The following is a 13,283-nucleotide window of genomic DNA, read 5'->3' on the forward strand; positions in this document are numbered from 1 at the left end:
CGGTATCTCCTCGGGGTGCTTGGTTGTCAAACGGTTTGGGGGTTGATAACTATGGACAAGGCTCGGGTGCCGGGCAATACCTCCACCCGGTCGCCGGCGCCGATAAGCGTCAGGGTATCGAACTGTTCGATCACCAGCGGGCCAATGGCGCGCCAATTTTCCGGCAGTTCGGTACGCCGGTAGACCGGACATTCGACGCACGCTTCCGCGCTGAGCCAGACCTGGCGCCGGCCCGCCGGCTCAGCGGTCCGGGTCGATGCGGTGGCCGCTTCGCCGGCGGCGGGGCGCGGCCGGCTGATTTTCAGCCGCAGATTCAGTAACTCCACCGGCAGGGTCTCGGAGGCATGGCCGTAGCGCCGCCGGTGCTCTGCTAGAAATGCCGTCCGGCTGGCGGCCAATCCTTCGCTGTCGGCGATGGGTAAATCCACCGTCAGGGCATGGGACTGCCCCTGATAGCGCAAATCCGCCGACCAGGCGATAACCAGCTCCGCCGGCATAAAACCGTCGGCGGCGGCCCGCGCCAGCAGCGCCTCCCTCATTTCGCCGGTTAATGCCGCCAGTTCGGCCGCATCGATGGCGGAAAGGGTGCGCAGCCAGGTGCGCTGGGCGTCGTAGGCGATATCCACCGACAAAATGCCGTGAGCGGAAAACACGCCGGAATAATAGGGAATCAACACCCTAGGGATATCCAGCGCGCGGGCAACATCCACCGCGTGCAGCGGGCCGGCGCCGCCGAAGGCAATCAAGGTCATATGGCGCGGATCGTGCCCCCGCTCCACCGACATGGCCCGAATGGCGCGCACGATGTTGGCGGTGGCGATTTGCAAAATTCCCTGGGCCGCCCGCTGCCAGCTCAGGCCCAGGGGCGCGGCGATATGCCGTTCGATTGCGGCCACGGCGGCATCACGATCCAGGACAAAATCGCCGCCGAGCATGCTGCGTACGCCAAGGCGGTTTAACGCCACATGGGCATCGGTCACCGTCGGCTGGTCGCCGCCGCGGCCATAACAGGCCGGCCCCGGCGTGGATCCGGCGCTCTGGGGACCGACCTTGAGGGATCCGGTGCGATCCAGATAAGCAATGGAACCGCCGCCGGCGCCGATGGTTTCGATTTCCGCCGAGGCCACCGCCACCGGATAACCGCCGATGGTCCGTTCATCGGTGACCGGAATGGCGCCGCCGCGCAGCAGCGCGATATCCGAACTGGTGCCGCCGATATCCAGCGTCAGGGCCTCGCCGAGTCCGTGGCGGGCCGACAGTTCCAACGCCCCCACCGCGCCGCCCGCCGGACCGGACATGGCGCATTTCACCGGAAAGCGCCGGGCTTCGGCAAAGGTAAGGCAGCCGCCGGCGGAACCCATGACAAAGGTCCGCGCCGGACCGTTATCTTTCAGCGTTTCGAGACCGGTGAGAAACTGCCCCATCACCGGCATGGTGGCGGCATTAAGCACCGTGGCGGTGGTGCGCTCGTACTCGCGGAATACCGGCAAAACCTCGGATGACAGCGAGACGGGCACCCCCAGCGCCGCCAGCTTCTCGCCGATCCGCCGTTCATGTTCCGGATTGACGAACGAAAACAGCAAACTTACCGCCACCGCCTCCACCCGGGCTTCCCGCAGGCGCTCAATGCAACGGTCCAGCGCCGCTTCATTCAGGGGTTTCAATACCCGGCCCTGGAAATCCAGGCGTTCCGGCACCTCAAGGCGCAAATGCCGGGGCGCCACCACCGGCGCGCGCCTGGCGTGAAGATCGTAGGAGGAGGGCCGGGTCATGCGGGCGATTTCCAGCACATCGCGAAATCCTTCGGTGGTCAACAAGGCGGTTTTTGCCAGCGCGCCTTCAAGCAGTGCGTTGGTGACCACCGTCGTCCCCACCACCGCCGCCTCGATATCGGCGGCGCGGGCGCCCATTTCCACCGCCAGGGCATCAAGGGCCGCCAGGATATCGTTGCCCTGATCCCCTTTGCGGTGCAGAACCTTGGCGATGCGGGTTTCCCCCGAGGCGGGGTTGCTGACCACCACATCGATAAAGGTGCCGCCCACGTCCACGGCTGCCAATAAACCGGTCATGCTTGCTTCTCCTGTGCCTGAAAGCCCAACCCATGGACGCCATAGCCATAAAGCCTGTCCTGTTCCGCGGCCGTGGGGTCCCGTTCCGCGGCCGGGCCGTATCCGCCGCCGCCGGCGGTTTCCACTTCTATGAGTGTGTCCGCCGGGGCCGACAGCTCGCTAAAACCGGTAATGTGCCGCGGCTTCGCATCCGGCGGCGTCACGATGATGCGGGTCGGCGCGCCGGCGGTTCCCCAGTAAACCATCCGGCCCGCGGGTGGGCATGCTGACCTGGAAGGAGCAGCGCACCGGCGTAAGCATCTGGAAGGTGCGCCGCAGACCGAAGCCGCCGCGCTGGCGCCCCGCCCCGCCGATCCTTCCACCAGTTCGTAACGCAGGATGCGCACCGGCAGGCTCATTTCCAGCACTTCCACCGGCGTATCGTGCAAATTGGCCACCGGCGGTATCATGCCGCTTTCACCGTCCGCCACATGACTGGCGCCGGAACCGCCCCAGCGCCTCGCCATAGGCGAACAGCCGGCCGGTGCGCGGATTCGGGCCGCCAAGGAAAATACCCCGCCGCCGCCGGTTCCCGCCAGCACCAGCGCCGGCGAAAACGCCGACAGGGCGTCCATCAAGGCTTCAAAGGTATGGTAAGACACCTGGGTAGCGGCGGAAATGGCCGCCGGGAAGCGGGGATTAAGGATTGAGCCGTCCGGGATGGTGATATTCAGGGCGCGGTACATGCCGGCATTGGCCGGGATGCCCTGCGCCAGGGTAATGCGAACCGCCATATACACGCAGGCCAGGGTATTGGCCAGGCAGGAATTGAACGGGCTCTCGGTTTGCGGCCCGCTGCCGGTGAAATCGATATTCAGCACGTCGTTATTTTTACTGATGGCGACCCGCAGGGGAATCATGACGCCGCCGAAATCAGCTTGGGCCTCGCCGGTCCATACCTGGTCGGGCAGTGCGGCGATACAGGCGCGGGTGGTCTGTTCCGACAGGCGGATGATTTGGGCCATGGCGAACCGCAACTGCGCCATGTCATAACGACGGGCCAGTTCGTCGATACGGTTTTGCGCCACCTGAATGGTGGCAATCTGCGCGCCGAGATCCGCCATGCGCTCCTCGGGCAAACGCGAATTCGCGCCGATCAGGGTCAGCAGGTTTTGATCCACCGCGCCGGCGGCGGCCAGCTTCACCGGCGGGATGCGCAAGCCCTCATGGAAAATTTCGGTGGCGGTGGCCGGCATGCTGCGCGGCGTCAGTCCGCCCACGTCGGTATGGTGCGCCATGCTGGCGGCGAAGCCCACCATCTCGCCCCCGGCGAACAGCGGTCCGACGACGATAAAATCCGGCAGATGATTAGCGCCATAGTAGGGATCATTAACCAGGAAAGCATCTACCGGCGCCATTTCTGCCGCCGGATACGCGGCCAGGATGTGACCCAAGGCCCCGCCATAACGCCCAGGTGGATGGGAATATGCTCCGCCTGGACGGCGATATCGCCGTTGACATCATAAACGCTGCACGAACAGTCCCGCCGTTCTTTGATATTAGGGGAATGGCTGGAACGCACCAGAGACTCCGCCATTTCATCACAAATGGAATGGAAAGCGTGACGAACAAGCTCGATTGCTATGGGGTCCAGCGGCGCTGCATGGCTCATCGGTAACTCTGCCAGTGAATAATGATTGTAATAAATGTTCTAGCATAGTAAAAATTGGTTCAGCAACAAGAATAGGATTCACATACATGAACGAAGTAAAAAGCGCGGTGCGGGTGCTGGAAGTGCTTGAATTATTGACCCATGAGGAAAAACCCCTGTCCCTGAAAGAAGTTGTTGACGAATTGGGCTATCCGAAAAGCAGTACCCATAATCTGCTGGCCACCTTGGTATCGCGGGGTTACGCCATACGGGACGAAACGGACCGTTATCAGCTTAATAACGCCTTTCGCGAGGGTCCGGGCTGGATTTGCGGGCCGGAGGCGCGCCTTAGCGAAATGGCGCTGCCGGTAATGCGCGAACTGCGGGATCGCTGCGGTGAAACCATTATGCTCGGCGTGCTCAACGGCGAAGGCCGCCTGAAAACGCTGGAACGCTGCAGCGGCACGCAACCGGTGCGGTATGAATCCCCCCTCGGCAGCTGTCTGCCGTCTTATTGCACCGCCATGGGCCGTGCCCTGCTGGCGGGGCGGGACGACGCCCAAATCGATAATTACCTGTCACGGGAACGTATTGTGCAGTACACCAGACATACCCTGGTGGATCGCGGACAAATCAAGGCCCATATCGCCAAGGCCCGACGGGACGGGTACGCGGTATCCGATCAGGAGATCGACATCGGCGGTTCCGGGGTCGCGGCGCCGGTGCTCAACGGCAAAGGCGAAACCGTGGCGGCACTGAATGTGGCGGCCATTTCCAGCCGGTTCAACGAAAACGGCGAGGCGCTTATCGCCGCAGTGAAAAATTACGCCGCCATCCTGAGCAGCCGGCTGGGATGGCATTAACATCACCGGGCAAACCGCCGGATATTCCCCTATGCCGTGGGGAAAAACCAAGACTCCCCACCTGCCGCCCAGAGAGTTAGATACCTGCTCTCGCCTTTGATAGCCTGTTCAAATCATTGTTTCATCGCGCCGGGATCTTTATGATGCTGCGGCCCAGGCTGCGCGATGGGATAATTTTCCTCAACGCGCGGCCATGGGGATAATGAATTCGCTTTTTCTTTCTATCACTGAGGCTATATGCACACCACCAAGTTAGCGAACCCCGGCCCACTGGGATTGATGGGTTTTGGTATGACCACCGTATTGCTTAATCTGCATAACGCAGGCTTTTTCCCTTTAACGTCCATTATCGTCAGTATGGGCATTTTTTACGGCGGCATCGCGCAAATGATTGCCGGCATTATGGAATACAAACACGGCAATACGTTCGGCACTACGGCCTTTACCTCTTACGGTGCGTTCTGGCTCAGCCTGGTGGGTATCCTGGTCCTGCCGCGCATGGGGCTTGCCGATCCCGCCGATGAAGTGTTCCTCGGCGTCTATCTGGCGCTATGGGGCGTGTTCACGCTGTTCATGTTTTTCGCCACCCTGGCCGCCAGCCGGGCATTACAGGTGGTGTTCGGCACCTTGACCCTGCTGTTCGCTTTATTGGCCATCGGTGATATCACCGCCAACAAACCGCTGCTGGTGATTGCAGGCTATGTCGGGCTGTTCTGCGGCGCCAGCGCCATTTACCTGGCCATGGCGCAGGTCATTAACGAGCAGCTCGGCCGCAAAATCCTGCCGGTGGGCTGAAGTACCCGGGCCTCTTAACCGAGGCCTTCTCTTTGCGAATTGCTGGACTTTTATTCCGTTAACAATGAAAATGATACGCATTCCTAATTAGTCCCCTGGACGCGTATCCCATGCCCGGTCTCCTGAGTACCCACCGCGTAATCATTCCCCTGCTGGCGCTATTGCTGCTTATCCTTGCCCCCGGCTGGTGCCCGGCGTCAGAGGGCTGGCCCCGACAGATCGCCGGCGGCCAAGGGGACATTACCCTACCCCGGATGCCGCAGCGGATTGTATCCACCAGCGTTACCCTTACCGGAACGTTATTGGCCATCGGCGCGCCGGTCATTGCCAGCGGCGCCACCACCCCTAATAACGCCGTCGCCGACGGGCAGGGGTTTTTACGCCAGTGGGGCGAGGTGGCGCAACGGCGCGGCGTGAAACGGCTTTATATCGGCGAACCCGATGCCGAGGCCATCGCAGCACAAGCCCCGGACCTGATTATCATCGCCGCCACCGGCGGCGATTCGGCCCTGCGGCTTCACGATCAATTATCGGCCATCGCCCCGGTCCTGGTGGTGAATTACGACAACCAGAGCTGGCAGCAGGTGGCCGTGGAGCTCGGCCGGGCCACCGGGCGTGAAGACGACGCCGAAAAAATTGTCAAAGATTTCGATAGCCGGCGGCAGGCCCTGCGGCAGCGACTGGCTTTGCCGCCGCAGCCGGTATCCGCGCTGGTGTACCACCGCGACGGCAAAGCCGCCAACCTGTGGACCGCCGATTCTCCCCAGGGCCGGCTGCTGCTGCAGTTGGGTTTCGTACTGGCCGTACCGCCGGACAATCTGGCGCAAAGCCATAGCATGGGCCGGCGCGGCGATATCCTGCAGCTTTCCGGCGAGAACCTGGCGGACGGTTTGAATGGCGAGAGCTTGTTGTTGTTTGCCGCCGACGAGGCCGACGCCGACGCCCTGCTGGCGAATCCTTTTCTCTTGCATCTGCCCTCGGTGCGCAACCGGCGCGTGTACGCTCTGGGCCGCGATACCTTTCGCCTCGACTATTACAGCGCCTCCCATGTTTTGACAACGCTCGAGCACTACTTCGTCCAGGGGTAGCCCGCACGAGTCGGCGCCGGCGGCGTTATCGGGCAGCCTGCGCCGCAAAGAATAGCCGGCTCTTGTTTTTATCCCGATGATGATGCGGAGGATTATGCGCCCGTCCCATAAGTTAGTCCTGTTATGCCTGGTATTGGCGTTGACCCTCGCCGCCAGCCTGCTGGTGGGGGCAAAAAGCATCGGCTTCGCCACGGTTGTCCAGGCGCTCTCGAAGGCGTGCCGTACCACCGATTGCCTTATCGTGCTCGACGCCCGCCTGCCGAGAACGCTGGCCGGCCTGTTGGCCGGAATCGCCCTGGGTTTGTCCGGGGCGCTGATGCAAACCCTGACCGGCAACCCCCTGGCGGATCCCGGCATACTGGGCGTGAACGCCGGAGCCGGTTTCGCCGTGGTGCTGGGCATGGCCTTTTTCGGCGCCGCTTCGCCGGACCTCTATGTCATGTTCGCCTTGCTCGGCGCGCTGGCCGCCACGCTGCTGGTGGCGCTTATTGGCGCGGCGGGGGGCGGCAGGCTAAATCCCATTCGCCTGACGCTGTCCGGCCTGGCGCTGGGAGCGGTCCTTGACGGCATTGCCTCGGGCATCGCCTTGATCAATCCCCTTATCTATGACCAACTGCGCTTTTGGCAGGCCGGATCGCTGGATATCCGTTCTATGGCGGTGATAAAAATCGTGGCGGCGCCCATCATGCTGGGGGCGGTTTTGGCCTTGGGACTGACCCGGGGATTGAATAACCTGGCCATGGGCAACGATGTGGCCGCAGGCCTGGGCTCAAGGATAGGAATGACCCAGGCGCTGGGCGTGACGGCCATTACCCTGTTATGCGGCGGCGCCACCGCGCTGGTCGGCCCCATCGCCTTTATCGGCCTGATGGCGCCCCATATGGCGCGCCGTTTGGCGGGGGAGGATCACCGGCGGCTGTTGCCCTTCATCCTGCTGTTGACGCCGGTGCTGCTGCTGGCCGGGGATATACTCGGCCGGGTCATCGTGCCGGGGGAACTGCGGGTTTCAGTAGTGGCGGCGTTTATCGGCTCGCCGGTTTTGATTGCGCTGGTACGTAATCACCGGGAGCTTAAACGATTATGAATTACGTCGTCCGGCGCGGACCCCGTTTATTCCTCACCGGCGGCCTGCTGGTATGCTGCTGTCTGGCGCTGGCGGTTTTGTCGCTGAGCACCGGCTCGCTTCCCTTCAGCGTCCCGCAGGTGATGGAGGCCCTATGGGGAACGGCCCCCGACCCGGTGCGGATTGTGGTCACCCATTGGCGGCTGCCGCGGGTGGCGGTGGCGCTGTTATTGGGGGCGGCCCTCGGCGCCAGCGGCGCCATTTTTCAATCGTTGATGCGCAACCCCCTCGGCAGCCCGGATATATTGGGTTTCAATACCGGCGCCCACAGCGGCGTCTTACTGGCGATAGTCCTGCTCAACAGCGGCTACTCCACTATAACCGCCGCCGCCATGGCCGGCGGAGGCCTGACCGCCGTAGCGGTCTATATGCTGGCCTGGCGCAACGGCATTCATACCTTCCGGCTGATTATCGTCGGTATTGCCGTCCGCGCCCTGCTGGTGGCGGCGAATACGGCCCTGGTGGTGGGCGCCTCGCTTGAATCCGCCCTCTCCGCCGGGTTATGGAGCGCCGGATCCCTCAACGGCATCACCTGGGCCAAATGCCTGCCGGCGGCGGTAATCATCGCCCTGGCGCTGCTGCTGGCGCTGGCGCTGGCTCGTTCCATGCGGCTATTGGAAATGGGCGACGATGCCGCCCGCGGGCCGGGAGTATCGGCGGAGCGCACGCGCCTGGGACTGATGTCGGCGGGGGTAGCGCTTACCCCCGCCGCCACCGCCGTCGCCGGGCCGATATCCTTTATCGCGCTGGTGGCGCCGCAAATTTCCCGCCGTCTGGCGGTCGGCGGCACCGCCTCGATTCCCCTGGCCGCCATAACCGGGTCGCTGCTGCTGCTGGCGGCGGACCTGGCGGCTCAGCGTCTGTTCAGCCCCTATCAATTGCCGGTGGGGGTGGTCACCGTCTGCATCGGCGGCATCTACCTGATAGCATTGTTAATCCGGGAGTCCCGTAAAACATGAACCCCTGCCCCTTGCCGCCGTCCCGCCTGCGGGCGGAAAACCTGACCCTGGGTTATGATAAAAAGATCGTTGCCCGTGATTTGTCCTTGTCCATTCCCGACGGCGGCCTGACCGTCATTATCGGCCCGAACGCCTGCGGCAAATCCACGCTGCTGCGCGCCTTGAGCCGGCTGATGCGCCCCGATGGCGGCGGGGTATGGCTGGACGGCGAGGACATCCGCCGCTACGCCACCAAAGAGGTGGCCCGCCGGCTGGGATTATTGCCGCAAAGCCCCGCCGCCCCCGGCGATATCCTGGTGGGCGACCTGGTGGCCCGGGGGCGTTATCCCCATCAATCGCTGTTCGGCCGCTGGCGGGAACAGGATGAAGCGGCGGTACGGGAAGCCATGCGCGCCACCGGTATCGAAGCGCTGGCGCAGCAGCCGGTGGATACCCTCTCCGGCGGACAGCGCCAACGGGTTTGGATAGCCATGGTATTGGCGCAGCAAACGCCGCTGTTGTTATTGGACGAGCCCACCACCTGGCTGGATATCGCCCATCAAATCGATCTGCTGGAACTGCTCAGGCACCTAAACCGTACCGCCGGACAAACGCTGGTGATGGTGCTGCACGATCTTAACCATGCCTGCCGTTACGCCACTCATTTAGTGGCCATGCGCGATGGGCAGATTGTCGCCCAGGGGACGCCGTCGGACATTGTCACCGCCGAACTGGTGGAGCGGGTCTTCGGCCTGCGCTGTATCATTATCGACGACCCGGTATCCCACACGCCGCTGATTGTGCCGCTGGGCCGCGACCCGGCGGATGCGTCAACATGAGTCGCCAGCCAACACGGCCTGCCGGGACGGGTTGTCACATCCCGAACACGCCGTGAATCCGCCCGCATTAGCCGGGGTTTACCCTAGATCGTCGTTTGGGCATCCGGGCCGCGCCAGAGCGACTCGAGGCCGTCCAGCAGGCCGCCGCGCCAGCAGAGGGCGTCATGGCCGCCGTCCACCCGCCGGAAGCGGATGCGATGGCGGGACGGCCGCAACAGCGCCAGCAGCCGTTCGTTAGCCTGGTAAATCAACGGTTCATGAATGCCGGCTTCGATATACATTCCAAGAGCCAGACCGGCGCCCAGTCCGTTTTCCAGCTGCCTTAACAGCTCGCCGGACGCGCGGATATCGCCATCGATGCGTCCCGGGTCCCGATGGGGCCACCAAAAGGAACCCGACTGACTAAGCACCAGGCCGAAGCTCAGGGGCCAATGCAGCGCGGCGTACATCGCCGCCAACCCGCCGAAACTTTGCCCGGCCACCACCGTAGTGGCCGGATCGGGCCGATAGGGTGCCCAGGTCTCAAGCCACGGCATCAGCTCTTCCCGCACCGCGAGCCAGAACTCCGCATTACAGGTCAGCTCATGGCTTCGTTGCCGGGTATCGACGCTGTCGATCATCACATACACCGCCTCCGGCAAGCGGCCCTCGCGGGTAAGCCGGCAGAGCGGAACGGCAACCGGCATCTCCTGTGACCAAAACCGACCGTCGAGCAATATCGCCAACGGCCGGCGATGGGGCTGCTGCTGCCCGGTGGTCAAAACCCAGACATCACGGCTATTGCCCAACCGCCGGCTGTGCCAGCGGCGGCATTCAAGCCGCGCCGGCGAAGGCGGTCGCAAGGCCCGCGAGTCCGCGCCCCGCCTGTCCACATAGGTCCAAGCCGTTTGCGGCGGCGCCAGCGGCATATGCAGGGGGGATAATCCATGGCCGCGGGCGCCGACCCAGCAGCGCAACGGGTTTAGTGAGTCATGTACCGCGCTGTCCAGCAGCCCTCCCCACCACAGACGCCATGCCGACATCTCCGTCTCCGGGCGACTCCCCGCCGCCGCGGGAAAGGGAGTTTCGTCCTCACGGGGAATAAAGCAATAACTTCCGCGCCAGGTGGCGCTCAGACAGGTTTGCCGGTACCAGACATCCGTGCCGGGCAAACGTTCCAGGCTTTGCGGCGCCAGGGACTGATGATGGTCGGTAATGCCGTTGATATTCAGCCATACCCGGCGAAGGGCCGACGTTTGCGCATTCCCGCCGGGATCGCGCCACAAAAAAGTTACCCGATAGCGGCCGTCCCGATCTTTTTCCACCCATGGGGTGCCGTGATCCGCTATCTCCCGCCACCACTCCTTCGTCCCTGCATCCGCCCGTCCCAGCATTATTGTGACCATTGGTAATCAGCCTTTGTAAAACGCAATCTTAATACTATTGATAATTATTTCTATTTGCAATAATGTGTAAAGCTTCCTATGTATTCATAGTCATTTTGCCAGGATGGCGGCTTTGTCATGGGAATTTTTTTAATCGGCCAGGGAACGCCGCAACGGTATAAGCAGCGCCGCAGGCGTCTGTTTTCACGATAACAATGTGCCATTTCCAGACGGTGGCTAACCCCGCTCCGCCTGAGAATCGGCAGAGAATTCGAGATCTTAGCCATGAAATTAGCAGGTTATTCCTTAGCGACCCTTATAGGTCTTGGGCTGGGCACATCGGCGCTCGCAGCCGCCGCATTGACGGCCAATGACGACAAGGAAGTCGTGGCGGCGGCGGATAAAAACGCTGAAAACAATGAGAAAAAAACCGCCGGCGGCGAGACCATGGTAGTCACCGCCGCACAGCAAAATCTACAGGCGCCGGGGGTCTCCACCATCAGCGCCGAAGAAATCAGGAAACGTCCGCCGGCGCGGGACGTTTCGGAAATCATCCGCACCATGCCGGGGGTCAACCTGACCGGCAACTCCACCAGCGGCCAGCGCGGCAATAACCGCCAGATCGATATCCGCGGCATGGGGCCGGAAAACACCCTGATCCTCATCGACGGACTGCCGGTGAGCAGCCGCAATTCGGTGCGCCAGGGTTGGCGCGGCGAGCGCGATACCCGGGGCGATACCGCCTGGGTGCCGCCGGAAATGATCGACCATATCGACGTCCTGCGCGGACCGGCCGCCGCCCGTTACGGCAATGGCGCCGCCGGCGGGGTGGTGAATATCATCACCAAGCGCGACACCCGCGAATGGCACGGGTCGTGGAATACCTATTTCAATGTGCCGCAACATAACGATGAAGGCGCCACCAAGCGCACCAATTTCAGTTTGGAGGGCCCGCTAAGCGATCAGTTCAGTTTTCGCCTCACCGGCGGCTACGGCAAAACCCAGGCCGACGCCTGGGATATCAACCGAGGCCACCAGTCCCTGCGCACCGGCACCTACGCCGATACCCTGCCGGCGGGCCGGGAAGGGGTGATTGACAAGAATATCGATGCCCTGCTGCATTGGGATTTCGCGCCGATGCAAACGCTGGAGTATGAAACCACCTTTAGCCGCCAGGGCAATCTGTACGCCGGCGATACCCAAAACACCAACACCAGTGATTTGGTTAAAGACAATTACGGCAAAGAAACCAATCGGCTGTACCGGCAAACCCATGCCTTGAGCTATCGCGGCTACTGGGACAGCGGCATCAGCACCCTCAATTACCTGCAATTTGAAAGAACCCGAAACACCCGCTTGGATGAAGGCCTGGCCGGCGGCACCGAAGGCATTTTCTCCGACGACAGCTTTTCCACCATCAGGTTGGACAGCCTGCTGGCGCACAGTGAGTTAAGCGTCCCCTTTGAGCTTGGGGTAAACCAGACCGCCACCTTCGGCACCGAATGGAATCAGCAGAAGATGAAAGACCCGGCCTCCAATACCCAGACCCTGCTGGGGGGAAACATTCCCGGTATCGCCAGCACCGGCCGCAGCCCGTACGCGTCGGCGGAGATATTTTCGTTATTCGCCGACGATAATATCGAGCTTACCGACAGCACAAGTCTGGTGCCGGGCCTGCGGTTCGATCATCACTCCATCGTCGGCGACAACTGGAGCCCGTCCCTCAATCTGTCCCAGGGATTCGGCAGCGATTTCACCCTGAAAATGGGCATCGCCCGCGCCTACAAAGCCCCCAGCCTGTTTCAAACCAACCCCAATTACCTGCTGTACAGCCGCGGCCAGGGCTGCGCCGCCAGCACCGGCGGCTGTTATCTCCTGGGCAATAAGGACCTGGATGCTGAAACCAGCATCAATAAAGAGATCGGTCTGGAATTCAAACGTGGCGGTTATCAGGCGGGAGTGACCTATTTCCGTAACGATTATCGCAATAAAATTGAGGCGGGCTACGTGCCCACCGGCGTCTCTTCCAATGGTGCTTCCGATATCTATAAATGGGAAAACGTACCCAAAGCGGTGGTGCAAGGATTGGAGGGTATGCTGAACATCCCGGTGACCAATACGGTGACCTGGAGTAATAATATGACGTATATGATTGAAAGTAAAAACAAAGAGACCGGAGATTATCTGTCGATCATTCCGAAATATACCTTAAACTCCACCCTCAGCTGGCAGGCGCGGCAAGATTTATCGGTTCAATCGACGTTATCGTGGTACGGACGCCAAAAACCGAAAAAATACAACTACAAAGGCGAACCGGTAACCGGCAGCGAAACCAGGGAGGTCAGCCCCTATGCCATTGTCGGCCTGAGCGGAACCTATGAGGTGACCAAGAACGCCAGCGTCACCCTGGGCATCGACAACCTGTTCGATAAACGCCAATTCCGGGCCGGCAACGCCCAAACCACCGGCAACGATACCACCGGCGCCTATATGTACGGCGCAGGCGCCGCCACCTACAACGAACCGGGCAGGACCTTCTATATGAGCCTGAATACCCATTTCTAGACAGGCCGG

11 protein-coding genes are annotated in these 13,283 nt (G+C 61.9%); 7 read left to right on the forward strand and 4 right to left on the reverse strand.

Annotation, left to right across the window (positions count from 1 at the left end; all coding sequences use genetic code 11):
* Window positions 1-26: 26 nt before the first annotated feature.
* From GTU79_RS26390 to GTU79_RS26400, 3 genes are read right to left on the reverse strand one after another with little or no spacing between them, the layout of a single operon-like run.
* Complete coding sequence (locus GTU79_RS26390; RefSeq protein WP_203520649.1) at window positions 27-2,069, reverse strand: hydantoinase/oxoprolinase family protein; 2,043 nt, start codon at window positions 2,067-2,069, stop codon at window positions 27-29.
* Window positions 2,066-3,466, reverse strand: coding sequence for a hydantoinase B/oxoprolinase family protein (locus GTU79_RS26395; protein ID WP_214513519.1), 1,401 nt, complete (start codon window positions 3,464-3,466; stop codon window positions 2,066-2,068). The genes GTU79_RS26390 and GTU79_RS26395 overlap by 4 nt, the downstream gene beginning before the upstream one ends.
* Window positions 3,454-3,720, reverse strand: a complete 267-nt coding sequence (locus GTU79_RS26400) for a hydantoinase B/oxoprolinase family protein (RefSeq protein ID WP_214513520.1) — start codon at window positions 3,718-3,720, stop codon at window positions 3,454-3,456. Before GTU79_RS26400 ends, GTU79_RS26395 begins: the two co-directional genes overlap by 13 nt.
* 86 nt (window positions 3,721-3,806) lie before the next feature.
* Between GTU79_RS26400 and GTU79_RS26405 the strand changes: the two genes are divergently transcribed.
* The 6 genes from GTU79_RS26405 (at window position 3,807) to GTU79_RS26430 (ending at window position 9,345) form a co-directional block, all read left to right on the forward strand.
* Window positions 3,807-4,562 (forward strand): IclR family transcriptional regulator, encoded by a 756-nt coding sequence (locus GTU79_RS26405; RefSeq protein ID WP_203520644.1) that lies wholly within the window; start codon window positions 3,807-3,809, stop codon window positions 4,560-4,562.
* A gap of 237 nt (window positions 4,563-4,799) precedes the next feature.
* Window positions 4,800-5,357, forward strand: coding sequence for an acetate uptake transporter (satP, locus tag GTU79_RS26410; protein ID WP_132924967.1), 558 nt, complete (start codon window positions 4,800-4,802; stop codon window positions 5,355-5,357).
* 110 nt (window positions 5,358-5,467) lie between these two features.
* Window positions 5,468-6,445: a Fe2+-enterobactin ABC transporter substrate-binding protein gene (gene fepB, locus GTU79_RS26415; protein WP_203520642.1), complete on the forward strand. Its 978-nt coding sequence runs from the start codon at window positions 5,468-5,470 to the stop codon at window positions 6,443-6,445.
* A gap of 94 nt (window positions 6,446-6,539) precedes the next feature.
* The gene (gene fepD, locus GTU79_RS26420) at window positions 6,540-7,529 is read left to right on the forward strand and encodes a Fe(3+)-siderophore ABC transporter permease (protein ID WP_253073433.1); all 990 of its coding nucleotides are present in this window, start codon (window positions 6,540-6,542) and stop codon (window positions 7,527-7,529) included.
* A complete protein-coding gene (fepG, locus tag GTU79_RS26425; RefSeq protein WP_214513521.1) occupies window positions 7,526-8,527 on the forward strand; it encodes an iron-enterobactin ABC transporter permease in 1,002 nt (333 codons plus the stop codon). The genes fepD and fepG overlap by 4 nt, the downstream gene beginning before the upstream one ends.
* A complete protein-coding gene (locus GTU79_RS26430; protein WP_203520636.1) occupies window positions 8,524-9,345 on the forward strand; it encodes an ATP-binding cassette domain-containing protein in 822 nt (273 codons plus the stop codon). Before fepG ends, GTU79_RS26430 begins: the two co-directional genes overlap by 4 nt.
* An 83-nt stretch (window positions 9,346-9,428) precedes the next feature.
* Here GTU79_RS26430 and fes read toward each other — a convergent pair whose 3' ends face one another.
* Window positions 9,429-10,730 (reverse strand): enterochelin esterase, encoded by a 1,302-nt coding sequence (gene fes / locus GTU79_RS26435; protein WP_253073434.1) that lies wholly within the window; start codon window positions 10,728-10,730, stop codon window positions 9,429-9,431.
* A 264-nt stretch (window positions 10,731-10,994) separates the two neighbouring features.
* Here fes and GTU79_RS26440 point away from each other — a divergent pair, with 264 nt between their 5' ends.
* Window positions 10,995-13,274, forward strand: coding sequence for a TonB-dependent siderophore receptor (locus GTU79_RS26440; protein ID WP_203520634.1), 2,280 nt, complete (start codon window positions 10,995-10,997; stop codon window positions 13,272-13,274).
* Window positions 13,275-13,283: the final 9 nt, after the last annotated feature.

The sequence above is a fragment of the Sodalis ligni genome (assembly GCF_016865525.2).
Taxonomy (GTDB): domain Bacteria; phylum Pseudomonadota; class Gammaproteobacteria; order Enterobacterales; family Enterobacteriaceae; genus Acerihabitans; species Acerihabitans ligni.